The following is a 17,386-nucleotide window of genomic DNA, read 5'->3' on the forward strand; positions in this document are numbered from 1 at the left end:
GTTCGCCAACGGGCTGCCGCACTACGGGCACCTGCTCACCGGGTACGTCAAGGACGTCGTCGGCCGCTTCCAGACCCAGCTCGGGCGCCGGGTGGAGCGCCGCTTCGGCTGGGACACCCACGGGCTGCCGGCCGAGCTCGAGGCCGAGCGCGAGCTGGGGATCACCGACAAGTCCCAGATCGACGAGATGGGCATCGAGGCGTTCAACAAGGCGTGCCAGGACTCGGTGCTGCGCTACACCGACGAGTGGCAGGACTACGTCACCCGCCAGGCGCGCTGGGTGGACTTCGACAACGACTACAAGACCCTGGACCCCTCCTACATGGAGTCGGTGATCTGGGCGTTCAAGCAGCTGTACGACAAGGGGCTGGCCTACGAGGGCTACCGCGTGCTGCCCTACTGCTGGAACGACCAGACCCCGCTGTCCAACCACGAGCTGCGCATGGACGACGACGTCTACCAGCAGCGCCAGGACCCCTCGGTCACGGTCGGGGTGCGGCTGGAGAGCGGTGAGCTCGCCCTCATCTGGACGACGACGCCGTGGACGCTGCCCTCCAACCTGTCCCTCGCCGTGGGGCCCGACGTCGAGTACGTCACCGTCGTGCCGAGCGAGGGGCCGCTGGCCGGGGAGCGGGTGCTGCTCGCCGCGGCGCGGCTGGCCGCCTACGCCCGTGAGCTGGGGGAGGAGCCCGAGGTCGTCGCCCGGGTGCCCGGCCGCGAGCTCGCCGGGCGTCGTTACGCCCCGGTCTTCGACTACTTCCTGGGCCGCCGCGAGGAGCTCGGCGAGCGGGTGTGGACCGTCCTGACCGCCGACTACGTCTCCACCGAGGACGGCACCGGCATCGTCCACCAGGCCCCCGCCTTCGGTGAGGACGACATGGCGGTCTCCGCGGCCGCCGGGATCGGCACCGTCGTCCCGGTCGACGACGGCGGCCGCTTCACCACCGAGGTGAGCGACTACGCCGGCACCCACGTCTTCGAGGCGAACCGGGCGATCATCGCCGACCTCAAGCACGGCACCGGGGCGCTGGCCCGCCGCCCGGAGCCGGAGCGCGCCCTCCTCGTGCGGCAGGAGACCTACGACCACCCCTACCCGCACTGCTGGCGCTGCCGCGAGCCGCTCATCTACAAGGCGGTGACGAGCTGGTTCGTCCGGGTCACCGAGTTCCGCGACCGCATGGTCGAGCTCAACGAGCAGATCACCTGGGTGCCGGACCACATCAAGCACGGCCAGTTCGGCAACTGGCTCGCCGGTGCCCGGGACTGGTCGATCTCCCGCAACCGGTACTGGGGCACCCCGATCCCGGTGTGGGTCTCGGACGACCCGGCGTACCCGCGCATCGACGTCTACGGCTCCTTCGCCGAGCTCGAGGCCGACTTCGGGCGGCTGCCGCTGGACCGCGACGGCAAGCCCAACCTGCACCGGCCCTACATCGACGAGCTCACCCGCCCCAACCCGGACGACCCCACCGGGCGGTCGACGATGCGCCGCATCCCCGACGTCCTGGACGTGTGGTTCGACTCCGGATCGATGCCCTACGCCCAGGTGCACTACCCCTTCGAGAACCGTGAGTGGTTCGAGCACCACTACCCGGGCGACTTCATCGTGGAGTACATCGGGCAGACCCGCGGCTGGTTCTACACGCTGCACGTGCTCGCCACGGCGCTCTTCGACCGGCCGGCGTTCACGACGTCGGTGTCCCACGGCATCGTCCTGGGCTCCGACGGCCGCAAGATGAGCAAGTCGCTGCGCAACTACCCCGATGTCACCGAGGTCTTCGACCGGGACGGCTCGGACGCGATGCGCTGGTTCCTCATGGCCTCCCCGGTGGTCCGCGGCGGCAACCTCATCGTCACCGAGGAGGGCATCCGGGAGAACGTCCGCCAGGTGCTGCTCCCGGTGTGGAACACCTGGTACTTCCTCTCCCTCTACGCCGGTGCGGCGAACGGCGGCCGGGGCCTGGTCGGGCGCACCGTGACGCCGCAGGAGGCGGCCGACCTGCCGGTCATGGACCGCTACCTCCTGGCCCGCACCCGCACCCTGGCCGACGAGGTCCGCCGCCAGCTCGAGGCCTACGACGTCCCCGGCGCCTGCCAGACCGTCCGCGACCACCTCGACGTGCTGACCAACTGGTACGTCCGCACCTCCCGTGACCGCTTCTGGGAGGAGGACGAGGCCGCGTTCAACACGCTGCACACCGCACTCGAGGTGCTCATGCGGGTCATGGCGCCGCTGGCCCCCCTCATCACCGAGGAGGTGTGGCGGGGGCTCACCGGCGGCCGCTCGGTCCACCTCACCGACTGGCCGGTGCTCGACGAGGCCTTCGCCGCCGACGAGCTGGTCGAGACGATGGACCGCGTCCGCGACGTCGTGTCCACCACCCTCGGGCTGCGCAAGGCCGGCTCGCTGCGGGTGCGCCAGCCGCTGCGCACGCTCCAGGTGGTCGTCGAGGAGCCGGAGGCGCTCGCCCCGTTCACCGACCTCATCGCCCACGAGGTCAACGTCAAGGCGGTCGAGCTGCGCTCGCTGGCCGACGACGCCGCCCAGGAGTACGGCGTGTTCACCCGGCTCACGGTCAACGCCCGCGCCGCCGGGCCGCGGCTCGGCAAGGACGTCCAGCGGGTCATCCGGGCCGCCCGCGCCGGGGAGTGGGAGCAGACCCCCGACGGCGTCGTGGTCGACGGCATCACGCTGGAGGAGGACGAGTACACGCTGACCACGGAGGTGGAGGAGCGGCCCGGCGACGAGCGCGCCGCCGGCGTCCTGGACAGCGGCGGGTTCGTCGTCCTGGACACCGCGCTGGACGACGAGCTGCGCGCCGAGGGCTTCGCCCGCGACCTCGTGCGCCGCGTCCAGGACGAGCGCAAGGCCGCCGACCTCCACGTGTCGGACCGCATCGTGCTCACCGTCGCCGTCCCCGAGCAGTACACCGGCTGGGTCGAGAGCCACGCCGACCTCGTCCGCCGCGAGACGCTCGCCGTCTCCCTCACCGTCGAGACCAGCCCCACCGAGGAGATCGACGTCCGCCTGGAGGTCGCCCAGCCATGACCGAGACCCCCCGCCCCGGCGGCACCCCACCGCCCGCCGACAGCTCACGTCCCGACGACCGCCCGACGGAGGAGGAGGCCCAGGCCGAGCACGACCGGGCGGCGCAGGAGCTCGTCTCCTCCGGGCTGTTCGCCGGGCCGGACCCGACCGTCGTCGACGACGTCCTCGCCTCCCCGGACGTCACCGCCGAGGTCGACCCCGTCGCCCACGCCCAGGCCCAGGCCGAGGTGCACCGGATCTACACCGAGATCCTCACCCGGGCACCGGAGCACGACGTCCAGCCCAGCCTGGAGCGCGTCCGCCAGGTGCTCGAGCTGCTCGGTGAGCCGCACCGTGCCTACCCGGTCATCCACGTCGCCGGCACCAACGGCAAGACGTCCACGGCCCGGATCGTCGAGCGGCTGCTGCGCGAGCGCGGCCTGCGCACCGGGCGGTTCACCTCCCCCCACCTGAGCGACGTGCGCGAGCGCATCGCCATCGACGGTGAGCCGATCGCCCCCGAGGTCTTCGTCTCCACCTGGCAGGACATCGCCCCCTACGTGGAGATGGTCGACGAGCGGTCGCGGGCGGCGGGCGGGCCCCGGCTCAGCTTCTTCGAGGTCTTCACCGTCATGGCGTTCGCCGCCTTCGCCGACGCCCCGGTGGATGTGGCGGTGGTCGAGACCGGGATGGGCGGGCGCTGGGACGCGACCAACGTCGCCGACGGCACCGTGGAGATCATCACCTCGGTCTCCCGCGACCACGAGCGCTGGCTCGGCCACACCCTGGGCGAGATCGCCGCCGAGAAGGCCGGGATCATCGTCGCCGGGTCCACCGTCGTCAGCGCCGCCCAGGACGAGGAGGTCAGCGCCGTCGTGCGCGACGCCGCCCACGCCCTGGACGCGCGGCTCGTCGTGGACGGGGCCGACATGGAGGTCGTGGACCGCCAGCTCGGGGTCGGCGGCCAGATGCTCGTCCTGCGCACCCCGGCCGCCACCTACACCGACGTCTTCCTCCCGCTCCACGGTGAGCACCAGGCGCACAACGCGCTGCTCGCGCTCGTCGCGGTGGAGACCTTCTTCGGGGGCGGGGCGCTGAGCGGCGAGGTGGTCGAGCACGCGATGGCGGCCGTCGACTCACCCGGCCGGCTCGAGCTCGTGCGCACCAGCCCGACGGTGCTGCTCGACGCCGCCCACAACGCCGCCGGCGTGGAGTCGCTGCGGCAGGCCGTGGAGGAGGCCTTCCACCTCTCCCGGGTGGTCGGCGTCGTCGGTGTCATGCACGACAAGGACGCCGAGGCGATCCTCTCCGGCCTGGAGCCGCTGCTCGCCGAGGTCGTCATCACCCGGGCGACGACGAGCCGGGCCCACGACGTCGACGACCTCGCCGAGATCGCCCGCGACGTCTTCGACGAGGACCGGGTGCACGTCGCCGAGAGGATCGACGAGGCAATCGACCTCGCGGCGGCGCGAGCCGAGTACGGTGGGCAAGCAGGCGGAGCCGTCCTCGTCACGGGCTCGGTGATCCTCGTCGGGGAGGCGCGGCTGCTGCTGCGACGCGGCGGCTGAGCCGCGTCGTCACTCACAACGCCAAGGGAGGCCGCAGTGAAGAAGCTCATCAACGACCCCAAGGACGTCGTCGCCGAGTCCGTCGCGGGCCTGGCCGCCGCGCACAGCGACATCATCACGGCGAGCCAGGACCCGATCTTCGTCTCCCGAGCCGGTGGTGCGGTCAGCGGCAAGGTCGGGCTCGTGTCCGGGGGCGGCAGCGGTCACGAACCGCTGCACGCGGGGTTCGTCGGCGTCGGCATGCTCGACGCCGCGGTACCGGGTGCGGTGTTCACCTCGCCCAGCCCCGAGCCGATCCTCGCCGCCATGCAGGCCGCCGACGGTGGCGCCGGTGTGGTCCAGATCGTCAAGAACTACACCGGGGACGTGCTCAACTTCGAGGTGGCCGCCGAGCTCGGCGAGGCCGAGGGCATGACGGTGCGCAGCGTCCTCGTCGCCGACGACGTCGCGGTGGAGGACTCCACCTACACGGCGGGGCGGCGCGGGGTGGCGGGCACGCTCGTCGTGGAGAAGATCGCCGGTGCCGCCGCGGAGCGCGGGGACGACCTCGACGCCGTCGTCGCGGTCGCCGAACGCACCGCCGCGGCCGTGCGCACCATGGGGATCGCCCTCACCGCCCCCACCGTGCCCGCCGCCGGGCGCCCGTCCTTCGACCTCGAGGACGACGAGGTCGAGGTCGGCATCGGCATCCACGGCGAGCCGGGCCGCCGCCGCGTCAAGGCCGTCTCCGCCGACGAGACCGCCGACCTCCTCCTCGAGCCGGTCCTCACCGACCTCGGTGACGTCGCCGGCAAGGACGTCCTCCTCCTCGTCAACGGGATGGGGGCCACCCCCTCGCTCGAGCTCTACATCCTCTACGGCGCCGCCCGGCGCCGGCTGGAGGAGCGCGGCGCCACCGTCACCCGCTCGCTCGTCGGCAGCTACGTCACCTCCCTCGACATGGCCGGGGCCAGCATCAGCGTCATGCCGCTCGACGAGGAGCTCACCGCGCTGTGGGACGCCCCGGCGCATACGGTGGCCCTGCGTCAGGGAATGTGAGGAGCACATGGACGAGACACTGGACACCGGCTGGGTGCTGCGCTGGGCGGAGGAGGCCCAGCGGGTGGTCGCCGAGAACCGGATCGAGCTCATGGAGCTCGACCGCGCCATCGGCGACGGCGACCACGGCGACAACCTCGACCGCGGCTTCACGGCGGTGACGTCGAAGCTCGCCGACGCAGCACCGGACACCCCCTCCGCCGCCCTCAAGCTCATCGCCACCACCCTCATGTCCACCGTCGGCGGGGCGGCCGGGCCGCTGTACGGCACCGCCTTCCTCCGGGCGGCGACCTCCGCGGGGGAGGACCGCATCGACGCCGCCGGCGTGGCGGGGTTGCTCACCGCCGCCGTCGAGGGGGTGGTCGCCCGCGGCAAGGCGTCCCCGGGCGACAAGACGATGGTCGACGCCCTGGGCCCGGCGGCCGAGGCGGCCCGGGCGGCGGCCGAGAACGGTGCGACGCCGCAGGCGGTGCTCGTGGCGGCGGCGGAGGCGGCCGAGGAGGGGGCACGGGCCACCGAGCCGATGGTCGCCAAGAAGGGCCGCGCCAGCTACCTGGGGGAGCGGTCGGCCGGTCACGTCGACCCCGGCGCCCAGTCCAGCGCGCTCATCCTGCGGGCGGCCGCCGACGCCGCAGCGGAGCCGCAGCCGTGACCACGGCGATCGTCGTCGTGTCCCACTCGGCCCAGCTCGCGCGGGGCGTGTGCGAGGTCGCCGCGCAGATGGCGCCGGACGTCCCGCTGCGGGCGGCCGGTGGGACCGTCGACGGGCGCATCGGTACGAGCTTCGACAAGGTGCTCACCACCGTCGTCGAGCTCACCGAGGAGCCGGTGGACGGCGTCGTCGTCCTCACCGACCTCGGGTCGGCGACGATGACCGCCGAGTCGGTCCTGGAGATGGTCGACGACGAGCGGGTCGTCCTCGCCGACGCCCCGCTCGTCGAGGGCGCCATCGCCGCCGCGGTGGCGGCGCAGGGCGGGGCCGACCCGACCGCCGTGCGCCGCGCCGCCGAGGAGGCCGCGGCGTCCTTCCCCGGCGCCGGGGCGGCCGGCGCCGAGGAGAGCGGGGTGGGTGAGGACGCGGTCGAGCGGGTGCTCGAGCTGCGCAACGCGCTGGGCCTGCACGCCCGCCCGGCCGCGATGCTCGCCCGCGTCGCCTCCGGTTTCGACGCCCGCATCGAGGTCGAGGGCGTGGACGGCACGAGCGTCCTCGCGCTCATCGCGCTCGGCCTGGAGGGCGGCGCCCGGATGAGGGTGCGGGCCAGCGGCCGCCAGGCGGAGGAGGTCCTCGACGCCATCTCCCAGATCGTCGCCGACGGCTTCGGCGAGGAGTAGTCCCGCGACGTGACGCATTCGCCCGTCCGGGTTACCCGGACGCAGCGGCGAGGTAGGGCACGATGGTGCCCATGAGCGACCTGAAGCCCGTCGAGAGCTGGCTCACCGACATGGACGGCGTGCTCGTCCACGAGCAGCAGGCCATCCCCGGGGCCGCCGAGTTCATCCAGGCCCTCATCGAGACCGGCCGCCGATTCCTCGTGCTGACGAACAACTCGATCTTCACGCCCCGGGACCTGCGCGCCCGGCTCCGCGCCGGCGGCATCGACATCCCGGAGGAGGCCATCTGGACCTCCGCGCTGGCCGCGGCGCAGTTCCTCGACGGCCAACGACGCGGCGGCTCGGCCTACGTCGTCGGCGAGGCGGGGCTGACCACCGCGCTGCACGACATCGGCTACACCCTCACCGACGTCGACCCGGACTACGTCGTCCTCGGGGAGACCCGCACGTACTCCTTCGAGGCGATCACCCGGGCGATCCGGCTCATCGAGGGTGGGGCGCGGTTCATCGCCACCAACCCCGACCCCTCCGGCCCGTCGCGCGAGGGCACCCTGCCGGCCACCGGCGCCGTGGCGGCGCTCATCACGCGCGCCACCGGGGTGGAGCCGTACTTCGTCGGCAAGCCGAACCCGCTGATGATGCGCAGCGCGCTCAACCGTATCGGTGCCCACTCCGAGTCCACGGTGATGGTCGGCGACCGGATGGACACCGACGTCGTCTCCGGGCTCGAGGCCGGTATGCGCACCATCCTCGTGCTCTCCGGCTCCACCCGGGCCGACCAGGTCGACCGCTTCCCCTACCTGCCCACCCGGGTGGTCGACTCCATCGCCGACGTCGTCCCGCTGGTCGCGGAGTTCGCCCCCCGCGGGTGAGCCGTGCGACGCGGTTAGGATCGGTCGTGATGAGCCGTCCTACCCGCAGCGCCCGCGCGCTGTTCGCCGCCACGCTGCTGTTCAGCGAGTCCCTCGTCGTCCTCTTCGCCGGGCTCGTCGCCTACGGGCTGCGGCTGCTGCCCGTGCCCACGCTCCTGTGGGGCGGCGGCGTCCTGGCCCTGTGGGCGGTCGTCGCCGGCGTCCTCGTACGACGCAGCCCGCGGGCGGGCTACGTGCTCGGCTCGGTGCTCCAGGCGGTGCTCGTCGCCACCGGCCTGCTCCTGGGGATGATGTACGTCGTCGGCGGCGTCTTCGCCCTGCTGTGGGTCATGTGCCTGCGCATCGGCGGCCAGATCGACGCCGAGCGCGTCGTCCGCGAGCGGCAGGAGCGGGAGTACCGGGAGCGCACCGCCGGCGGCGGGGGCGCGGTGTCCGGGGAGGCCCCGGTAGCCGGGTAGGGTCGCTCCCGTGACTTCCCAGCAGACCACCGAACGCACCCTCGTCCTCATCAAGCCCGACGGCGTCCAGCGCGGCCTCGTCGGAGAGATCCTGCGCCGGATCGAGGCCAAGGGCTACCGCATCACCGCGCTCGAGATGCGCACCGCCGACGCCGGGCTCCTCGGCGAGCACTACGCCGAGCACCGCGGCCGGCCGCACTTCGAGCCGCTCGTGGAGTTCATGGGCTCCGGCCCGCTCGTCGCCGCCGTCGTCGAGGGCAACCGCGTCATCGAGGGCTTCCGCTCCCTCGCCGGCGCCACCGAGCCCACGACGGCCGCCCCCGGCACGATCCGCGGCGACCTCGCCCGGGCGTGGGACACCCAGGTCATCCAGAACCTGGTCCACGGCTCGGACTCCCCGGAGTCGGCCGAGCGCGAGATCGCGCTCTGGTTCCCCGGCCGCTGACCCGTCCACCGTGCGCCCGTCCCGGTGGCGGGCGCACGGCGCCGCACCGGGGCGCCGGTGAGCGGCGGACCGGTGGGCGGAGCGGAGCGGCCTCCCGCTCGCCGGACGCGTCCGCGGTTAGGCTGCCCCCGTGCACCTGAAGACGCTGACGCTGCGAGGGTTCAAGTCCTTCGCGTCGGCGACGACCCTGCACCTGGAGCCGGGGATCACCTGCGTGGTGGGTCCCAACGGCTCGGGCAAGTCGAACGTCGTCGACGCCCTGGCCTGGGTCATGGGCGAGCAGGGCGCCAAGTCGCTGCGCGGCGGGTCGATGTCCGACGTCATCTTCGCCGGCACCTCCTCCCGGGCACCGCTCGGCCGTGCCGAGGTCTCGCTCACCATCGACAACTCCGACGGGCTGCTGCCCATCGACTACACCGAGGTGACGATCTCCCGGACGCTGTTCCGGGGCGGCGGCTCGGAGTACGCCATCAACGGCGAGCCGTGCCGGCTGCTCGACATCCAGGAGCTGCTCTCCGACACCGGCATGGGCCGGGAGATGCACGTCATCGTCGGCCAGGGCCGGCTCGATGCGGTCCTCTCCGCCGGACCGGAGGAGCGGCGCGGCTTCATCGAGGAGGCCGCCGGGGTGCTCAAGCACCGCCGCCGCAAGGAGAAGGCCCTGCGCAAGCTCGAGGCGATGCGGGCCAACGTCGACCGGCTCACCGATCTCGCCGGCGAGATCCGCCGCCAGCTCGGGCCGCTGGCCAAGCAGGCCGACGTCGCCCGCCGCGCCCAGGTGATCCAGGCCGACCTCCACGACTCCAGCGCCCGGCTGCTGGCCGACGACCTCGTCCAGCTGCGCGCCACCCTCGAGCGGGAGGTCGCCGACGAGACCGCGCTGCGTGAGCGGCGCACCGCCGTCGAGGCCACCGCCGACGCCGCCCGGCAGCGGCTGGCCGCCCTCGAGGCGGAGGCCGCCGCCCAGGCCCCGCGGCTGCGCGAGGCGACCGACACCTGGCACGCGCTGTCCGGTCTGCGGGAGCGGCTGCGGGGGCTGCACTCGCTGGCGGCCGAGCGCACCCGGCTGCTCGGCACCCCCACCCAGGAGCACCGCGGCACCGACCCCGAGGAGCTCGAGGCCCGCGCCGCCCGCGCCCGCGAGGAGGAGCAGGCGCTCGCCGCGGAGGTCGCGGCCGCCCGCGCGGCGCTGGAGGCCATCGTCGCCGAGCGGACCGGCGCGGAGGAGACCGAGCGGGAGGCCGAACGTGCCCTCGCCGCGGTGCACCGCGGTGTGGCCGACCGCCGCGAGGGCCTGGCCCGGCTCACCGGGCAGGTCGCGGCGCGCCGCAGCGCCGCCGAGGCCACCCAGGCCGAGCTCGGCCGGCTGCGCGCCAACCTCGCCGAGGCGGAGGAGCGCGCCCGGCAGGCGCAGGCCGAGTTCGCCGCCCTGGAGCAGCAGGTCGCCGGCGTCGAGGAGGGCGAGGAGGGGCTCGACGAGGCGCACGAGGCGGCGCTCGCCGAGCTCGACGCCGCCGAGGCCGCCGTCGCCGCGCTCGTCGAGGCGGAGCGCGCCGCCGACTCCGAGCGCCGCACCTGGCAGACCCGCCGCGACACCCTCGAGCTTTCCCTCGCCCGCAAGGACGGCACCGGCGCCCTGCTCGAGGCGGCCGACCGGGTCGCCGGGCTGCGCGGCGCGCTGCCCGACGCGCTCACCGTCGAGCACGGGTACGAGACGGCCGTGGCCGCCGTCCTCGGCGCCCACACCGACGCCGCCGTCGTCGAGTCCACCGACGTCGCCGTCGACGCCATCCGGCGCGCCCGGGACGAGGACCTGGGCCAGGTCAGCCTCGTCGTCGCCGCCGCCGCGGCCCGCACCCCGCAGGACGGGCCGGCCCCGGCCGGGGGGCGCTGGCTGCTGGACGTCGTCACGGCGAGCGACGAGCTCACCGGGGCCGTCACCACCCTGCTCGCCGGTGCCGTCGTCGTCGACGACCTCGCCGCCGCCCGCGCCGCCGTCGCCACCGCCGACGTCACCGCCGTCACCCGCGACGGGGACGTGCTGTCCCGGGCGCACGCCGCCGGGGGCAGCAGCGGGGGACCGAGCGTGCTGGAGCTGCACGCCGCCCACGAGGAGGCGGTCTCCGAGCTCGCCGCCGCCACCGAGCGGGTGGAGAAGGCCCGGTTCGCGCTCGTCGGTGCCCGGGACCGGGTGGTGCGCGCCCAGGAGGAGGTCGACGCGACGCTCGCCGCGCTCCACGCCTCCGACGCCCGGCTCGCCGGGGTCGCCGAGCAGCTGGGCCGGCTCGGCTCGGCCGCCCGCGCCGCCGAGGCCGAGGCCGAGCGCATCCGCCCGGCGATCGCCGAGCTCGTCGCCCGGGGGGAGGAGCACGAGCGGGAGCTGGCCGAGCTGCTCGCCCGCCTCGAGGTGGCGCAGCAGGAGCCCGAACGCACCGAGGAGGACCTCGCCGCTGCCACCGCGGAGCGGGACCGTGCGGCGCAGACCGCCCGGGCCGCCCGCGCCCGCGAGACCGAGGCCCGGTTGGCGTTGCGCACCGTCGAGGAGCGGGCCGGTGCACTGTCCGGGCGGGCCGCGTCCCTCGAGCGGGCCGCCGAGGCCGAGCGGGTGGCCCGGCGCAAGGCCGCCGAGCGGGAGCGGCGCCGCGCCCGTCAGGCCGAGATCGCCGCCCTGGTGCGGTCCGGTGCGGAGCAGGCGCTCGCCGCCGTCGAGCGGTCCCTGGAGGCGGCCACCGCCGCCCGGGAGGAGGCCGAGGAGGCCCGCGGCGTGCGCGAGACCGAGATCGCCCAGGTGCGCGCCGAGCTCGAGGAGGCCACCCAGGAGCTGGCCCGCCTCACCGACGCCGTCCACCGCGACGAGGTGGCCCGCGCCGAGCAGCGGCTGCGGATCAGCCAGCTCGAGGAGCGAGCCGTCAGCGAGCTCGGCCTCGACCCGGAGGTGCTCGTCGAGGAGTACGGGCCGCACCAGCCGGTGCCCGTCGTCGTCCCCGAGGGCGAGGAGCCGCGCGACCCGGTCCCGTACGTCCGTGAGGAGCAGGAGAAGCGCCGCAAGCGCGCCGAGCGGGACCTGGCCCGCCTCGGCAAGGTCAACCCGCTCGCGCTGGAGGAGCACGCGGCGCTCGCCGAGCGGCACCGCTTCCTCACCGAGCAGCTCGCCGACCTGAAGAAGTCCCGCGCCGACCTCCTCGAGATCGTCCGCGAGATCGACGAGCGCGTCGAGCGGGTGTTCGCCGAGGCCTTCGCCGACACCGCCGCGGCCTTCGAGGACGTCTTCTCCCGGCTGTTCCCGGGCGGGGAGGGCCGCCTCGTCCTCACCGACCCCGACGACATGCTCACCACCGGCATCGACATCGAGGCCCGCCCGGCGGGGAAGAAGGTCAAGCGTCTGTCGCTGCTGTCCGGCGGCGAGCGGTCGCTGACGGCGGTTGCGCTCCTCGTGGCGATCTTCAAGGCGCGCCCCAGCCCCTTCTACGTCATGGACGAGGTCGAGGCCGCCCTGGACGACACCAACCTGGGCCGGCTGCTGGAGATCTTCACCGAGCTGCGGGAGGACTCCCAGCTCATCATCATCACCCACCAGAAGCGCACGATGGAGATCGCCGACGCGCTGTACGGCGTGACGATGCGCGGCGACGGGGTGACCACGGTGATCAGCCAGCGGCTCAGCGACGAGGAGCGCGCCCCGGCGGTGTGACCCCTCGCCACGCCGGTGTGAGATGGGCGTCAACGCGCACGATCGCCGGGTGGGTGAGCGATAATTCGACCCATGGTGGGGGTCATCCTGGTCAGTGCGCTGGTCGTCGGTTGTGTCGTCTGGGTCTTCCGCGCCGTGCTCGACGCCATGCGCCCCGAGATCGGGTGGGGCGCCTGGCTCCGGGACTGCTTCCGGCTCTCCCGCCGGGAGCCGGTCGCCGACGGCGACGTGGAGGAGGACGCCGGGGGGCTGGGGGCGCTCTTCCTCATGAGCGAGCCCGGCAGCGGCTACGTCACCCCCGAGGAGGCCGCCGGGCCGCTCGTCGGCCGGTTGGACGAGCTCGGCCAGCACGTGCGCGAGCTGCGGGAGCGCAGCCACGGCGAGGCGCGTGACCGTGGCGAGGAGCACCGCTCCGGGGCGCCTGCCTGACCACCTGCCCACCGCCGGCGCCGTGAGCCGCGTCTCCGCTCGCGCCACCCGCTGGCCCGTCCGGCGCGTCGTGGTCCACACTGGGCTGCTGTGACCGATCAGCTCTGGGCGATTCTCGCCGTCGTCGTTGTCGTCCTCATCGCCGGTGGTGCCGCGCTCACCACGGGCCTGCGCCGCCGTCGTCCGCCGCAGCTCCCGACCGAGGAGCAGCTCCGCACCGACGAGCGGGCGGACGAGCCCGCGGCACCGGGCCGGGGCCCCGCGCCGGACGACGGCACCGCCGTCACCGTGGAGGAACCGCCCGCCGCGGAGCCCCCGGCCGAGCCCGCCGCGCCCACCGTCGAGCGCCCGGCACCCGTCGCCGGACGGATGGTGCGGCTGCGCGACCGGCTGGCCCGCTCCGGCGCCATCGGCCGCTCGCTCCTGTCCATCCTCTCCCGCGACACGCTCTCCGAGACCGACTGGGAGGAGATCGAGGAGACCCTGCTCCTCGCCGACGTCGGCATCGGCCCCACCACCGAGCTCATGGACCGCCTGCGCACCCGCGTCCAGGTGCTCGGCACGAAGGACCCGGCCGCCGTGCGCGACGTCCTGCGCGAGGAGCTGCTCGAGCTCGTCGGCCCCTCGATGGACCGCTCGCTGCGCACGGCGAAGGGCGTGGGGGACGACGGCGAGCCGCACCCCGCGACCATCCTCGTCGTCGGCGTCAACGGCACCGGCAAGACGACGACGGTGGGCAAGCTCGCCCGCGTCCTCGTCGCCCAGGACCTCGACGTCGTCCTCGGCGCCGCCGACACGTTCCGCGCCGCGGCCGCCGACCAGCTCCAGACCTGGGGCGAGCGCGTGGGGGTGCGCACCGTCCGCTCCGACCGCGAGGGGGCCGACCCCGCCGCCGTCGCCTTCGACGCCGTGAAGACCGGCCGGGAGACCGGTGCCGACGTCGTCCTCGTCGACACCGCCGGGCGGCTGCAGAACAAGGCCGGACTGATGGACGAGCTGGGCAAGATCAAGCGCGTCATCTCCCGGCAGGCGCCGGTGAGCGAGGTGCTCCTCGTGCTCGACGCCACCACCGGCCAGAACGGGCTGCGGCAGGCGCAGGTGTTCGCCGAGGTCGTCGACGTCACCGGGATCGTCCTCACCAAGCTCGACGGCACCGCCAAGGGCGGCATCGTCGTCGCCGTCCAGCGCGAGCTCGGGGTGCCCGTCAAGCTCGTGGGCTTGGGGGAGGGCGCCGACGACCTCGCCCCCTTCGAGCCGGAGGAGTTCGTCGACGCGCTGCTCGCCTGAAGGCCCCGGCCGCCGCGTCCCGGCTCTCGCGCCGGCCGGTGAAATCCTGCGGCCGGCTCCGGAGGGCGGCTGACAGGGTGCGGCTATGGCTGCCTCGCCGCGGGCTGCCGGCTCATCTCCGGTGACCGCCTCGCACCCTTCTCCACGGCCAACGTCGCCCGCGACACGGACGTGCTGCGCGCTCGCCGGGCTCGGTGACCCGGCAGCGGTGACGCAGACCGTGCTGGAGACGAGCCGGTCCTCGTCGTGGGGACGCGCTTCGACCCGGCCACCCCCTACGAGCACGTCGCCCCGTTCGCCGCCCACTACCCGGACGCCCGCGTCCTCACCGTCGAGGGGTGGGGCCACACCACCCTGGCGCGCAGCAGCTGCGCCGACGCGGCGATCGCCCGCTACCTCCGCGACGGGGAGGCAGAACCGGCCGCCATGTGCCCGCAGGACCTCGTCCCGTTCACCGCTGCCCGGGCCACCCGACCGGCACCGACCCCGGCACCCCCGCGGCCTGCCTGGGCACGGCCCTGACAGCGACCGGCGCACTGCCGGGCGCGGGGCCGGTCCGTAACGCACCGTTCACACGGCGGGACGGATCGTCACGGGACGGAAACACCGCCGCCCCGGTCGTGAAACGTCACCGGAGCAGTGTGTCCTCCAGCCGGCCACCAGAGAGCCGGGACCGAGAGGACCACTATGGAGCTCGATCAGGGGACCACCGCCTGGATGCTCGTGTCCGCATCCCTCGTGCTGCTCATGACGCCGGGGCTCGCCCTCTTCTACGGCGGCATGACGCGCTCGAGGTCCGTCCTGAACATGATGATGATGTCCTTCGGCGCCATGGGTGTCATCGGCGTCGTCTACGTGCTGTGGGGCTGGTCGATGTCCTACGGCAGCCGCAGCATCGGCGGCATCGTCGCCGACCCGTCGGAGATGTTCGGCCTGCGCGGCGCGATCCTCGACGACGCCGGGGAGTTCGTCCTCGCCGATGGCCTGCCGGTGGTCGTCGACGTCGGCTTCCAGGTGACGTTCGCGATCATCACCACCGCCCTCATCAGCGGCGCCCTCGCCGAGCGGGTGAAGTTCGGCACCTGGATGGTGTTCACCGCGCTGTGGGTGACCCTCGCCTACTTCCCGATGGCCCACATGGTGTGGGGCGGCGGGCTGCTCAGCGGCGACGGCCCTTTCGCCGCCATCGCCGAGCCGGTCGACTTCGCCGGCGGCACGGTCGTCCACATCAACGCCGGCGTCGCCGCCCTCGTCCTCGCGCTCGTCGTCGGCAGGCGGCGCGGCTTCGGCCGCGAGCCCAGCCGGCCCCACAACCTGCCGTTCGTCATGCTCGGCGCGGCCCTCCTGTGGTTCGGCTGGTTCGGGTTCAACGCCGGCTCCGCCTACGCCGCCGACGGCCTCGCCGGCCTCGCCTGGGTCAACACCACGACCTGCACCGCGGCGGCGATCATCGGCTGGCTCGTCGTGGAGAAGCTGCGCGACGGCCACGCCACCTCACTGGGCGCCGCCTCGGGCATCGTCGCCGGCCTCGTCGCGATCACCCCGGCCGCGGGCTCGCTCAGCCCCGTCGGGTCGATCGCCCTCGGGCTCGTCGCCGGTGCCCTGTGCGCCCTGGCGGTCTCGCTGAAGTACCGCCTCGGCTACGACGACTCCCTCGACGTCGTGGGCGTCCACCTCGTCGGCGGGCTCGTCGGCACGCTGATGATCGGGCTGCTGGCCACCGACGGGGGGCTGCTGTACGGCGGCGGCCCCGCCCTGCTCGCCGTCCAGGCGATCATCGCCGCCGTCGCGGTCGCGCTCTCCGCCGTCGTCACCCTCGTCATCGGGCTCGCCCTGCGGGCGACGCTGGGCTGGCGGGTGACCGAAGACGTCGAGACCACCGGTATCGACTCCGCCGTCCACGGCGAGTCCGCCTACGAGGGCCTCGGCAGCGGCCTGGCCACCGTGCTGCCGCCGCGCGAGGCCGCCGTCAGCACCCTGAGCAACGAGGAGAAGGTCGGGTCATGAAGCTCATCACCGCAGTCGTCCAGCCGCACCGGCTGGCCGAGGTCAAGCAGGCCCTCGCCGGGGTCGGGGTCCGGGGGATGACCGTCTCCGAGGCCAGCGGCTACGGCCGGCAGCACGGGCACACCGAGGTCTACCGCGGTGCCGAGTACGCCGTCGACCTCGTCCCCAAGGTCCGCATCGAGGTCCTCGTCGAGGACGACGACGTCACCGTCGTCACCGGCGCCATCGTCCAGGCGGCCCAGACCGGCCGCATCGGCGACGGCAAGGTGTGGGTGGTCCCCGTCGAGGAGGTCGTCCGGGTCCGCACCGGTGACCGCGGCGCCGTCGCCCTGTGACATGGGCCGGGTCCCCGCACCGGCCGGCCCGGTGGCCGACCTGCGCGGGGCCCGGCTCGCCGTCCCGCTGCCCCTCCCGTCACGGTCGGGTGGCGGCTTCGGCGCGGACGGGGCGGCCTACCGCGCCCGGCTCGCGGGCCTCGTCGACACCGCCCTCGCCGCGCTCTGGCGCAGCGCCGTGCCCGGCGACGACACCGGCCTGGCGCTCGCCGTCGTGGGCTCCCAGGGGCGCCGCGACGCCGGCCCGACGAGCGACCTCGACGTGCTCCTCCTGCACGACGGCCGGCGCCACGACCTCGCCGCGGTCGCCCCGCTCACCGGCGCGCTCTGGTACCCGCTGTGGGACGCGGGCCTCGACGTCGACCACGCCGTACGCAGCCTCGCCGGGTGCCGCCAGATCGCCTCTGCGGACCTGGTCTCCGCCGTCGGGCTGCTCGACGTCCGGCACGTCGCCGGGGACCCGGACGTCGTGGCGCGCGCCCGCCGCGCACTCCTCTCCGACTGGCGTGCCGCTGCCCGGCGACGGCTGCCCGAGCTCCTCACCGCCGTGCGGGAACGGGCCGAGCGCCACGGCGAGCTGGCCTACCTCGTCGAGCCCGACCTCAAGGAGGCCCGGGGCGGGCTGCGCGACGTCGTCGCCATCCGGGCGCTCGCGGCCACCTGGCTCACCGACCGACCGCACGGTGAGCTCGACGAGGCCGCGGCGTTCCTCCTGGACGCCCGTGACGCCGTGGCGGTCGTCTCCGGGCGGCGCACCACCCGGCTGCTGCGGGCCGACGCCGCGGCCGTGGCCGAGCGGCTCGGCCTGCGCGACCCCGACGACCTGCTCGCCGCGCTGGCGCAGGCGGCGCGCGTGGTCAGCGCCGCCCTCGACCTGACCGTCCGCCGCGCCCACC

At 74.5% G+C, this 17,386-nt stretch carries 13 protein-coding genes and 2 pseudogenes; all 15 read left to right on the forward strand.

What is annotated here, in order from left to right:
• Positions 1-3,049: isoleucine--tRNA ligase (gene ileS, locus Q0195_RS15300; RefSeq protein ID WP_299280088.1), on the forward strand; the 3,049-nt coding region annotated here is incomplete at its 5' end.
• On the forward strand, positions 3,046-4,596 hold the full coding sequence (locus tag Q0195_RS15305) for a folylpolyglutamate synthase/dihydrofolate synthase family protein (RefSeq protein ID WP_299280090.1): 1,551 nt from the start codon (positions 3,046-3,048) through the stop codon (positions 4,594-4,596). The genes ileS and Q0195_RS15305, both read left to right, overlap by 4 nt.
• A gap of 36 nt (positions 4,597-4,632) precedes the next feature.
• The gene (dhaK, locus tag Q0195_RS15310; RefSeq protein ID WP_299280092.1) at positions 4,633-5,634 is read left to right on the forward strand and encodes a dihydroxyacetone kinase subunit DhaK; all 1,002 of its coding nucleotides are present in this window, start codon (positions 4,633-4,635) and stop codon (positions 5,632-5,634) included.
• A 7-nt stretch (positions 5,635-5,641) separates the two neighbouring features.
• Positions 5,642-6,286: a dihydroxyacetone kinase subunit DhaL gene (dhaL, locus tag Q0195_RS15315; protein ID WP_299280094.1), complete on the forward strand. Its 645-nt coding sequence runs from the start codon at positions 5,642-5,644 to the stop codon at positions 6,284-6,286.
• Positions 6,283-6,966: a dihydroxyacetone kinase phosphoryl donor subunit DhaM gene (gene dhaM / locus Q0195_RS15320; RefSeq protein WP_299280096.1), complete on the forward strand. Its 684-nt coding sequence runs from the start codon at positions 6,283-6,285 to the stop codon at positions 6,964-6,966. Before dhaL ends, dhaM begins: the two co-directional genes overlap by 4 nt.
• Before the next feature lie 71 nt (positions 6,967-7,037).
• Positions 7,038-7,838 carry an HAD-IIA family hydrolase gene (locus Q0195_RS15325; RefSeq protein ID WP_299280098.1) on the forward strand — a complete coding sequence of 267 codons (801 nt, stop codon included), beginning with the start codon at positions 7,038-7,040 and terminating at the stop codon, positions 7,836-7,838.
• 29 nt (positions 7,839-7,867) lie between these two features.
• The gene (locus Q0195_RS15330) at positions 7,868-8,296 is read left to right on the forward strand and encodes a DUF4233 domain-containing protein (RefSeq protein ID WP_299280100.1); all 429 of its coding nucleotides are present in this window, start codon (positions 7,868-7,870) and stop codon (positions 8,294-8,296) included.
• 10 nt (positions 8,297-8,306) lie between these two features.
• The gene (ndk, locus tag Q0195_RS15335) at positions 8,307-8,741 is read left to right on the forward strand and encodes a nucleoside-diphosphate kinase (protein WP_299280101.1); all 435 of its coding nucleotides are present in this window, start codon (positions 8,307-8,309) and stop codon (positions 8,739-8,741) included.
• Positions 8,742-8,871: 130 nt separating this feature from the next.
• Positions 8,872-12,432, forward strand: coding sequence for a chromosome segregation protein SMC (gene smc / locus Q0195_RS15340; protein ID WP_299280103.1), 3,561 nt, complete (start codon positions 8,872-8,874; stop codon positions 12,430-12,432).
• 72 nt (positions 12,433-12,504) lie between these two features.
• The gene (locus Q0195_RS15345; RefSeq protein ID WP_299280105.1) at positions 12,505-12,861 is read left to right on the forward strand and encodes a hypothetical protein; all 357 of its coding nucleotides are present in this window, start codon (positions 12,505-12,507) and stop codon (positions 12,859-12,861) included.
• A gap of 90 nt (positions 12,862-12,951) precedes the next feature.
• The gene (gene ftsY / locus Q0195_RS15350; RefSeq protein WP_299280107.1) at positions 12,952-14,148 is read left to right on the forward strand and encodes a signal recognition particle-docking protein FtsY; all 1,197 of its coding nucleotides are present in this window, start codon (positions 12,952-12,954) and stop codon (positions 14,146-14,148) included.
• 231 nt (positions 14,149-14,379) lie between these two features.
• Positions 14,380-14,670: pseudogene (locus tag Q0195_RS15355) on the forward strand (alpha/beta hydrolase); the annotation flags it as partial.
• 165 nt (positions 14,671-14,835) lie between these two features.
• Complete coding sequence (locus Q0195_RS15360; RefSeq protein WP_299280109.1) at positions 14,836-16,155, forward strand: ammonium transporter; 1,320 nt, start codon at positions 14,836-14,838, stop codon at positions 16,153-16,155.
• Positions 16,152-16,490: a P-II family nitrogen regulator gene (locus Q0195_RS15365; RefSeq protein WP_299280111.1), complete on the forward strand. Its 339-nt coding sequence runs from the start codon at positions 16,152-16,154 to the stop codon at positions 16,488-16,490. The genes Q0195_RS15360 and Q0195_RS15365 overlap by 4 nt, the downstream gene beginning before the upstream one ends.
• A gap of 1 nt (position 16,491) precedes the next feature.
• A pseudogene (locus tag Q0195_RS15370) lies at positions 16,492-17,386 on the forward strand (phosphohydrolase); the annotation flags it as partial.

The sequence above is a fragment of the uncultured Georgenia sp. genome (assembly GCF_937958535.1).
Taxonomy (GTDB): domain Bacteria; phylum Actinomycetota; class Actinomycetes; order Actinomycetales; family Actinomycetaceae; genus Oceanitalea.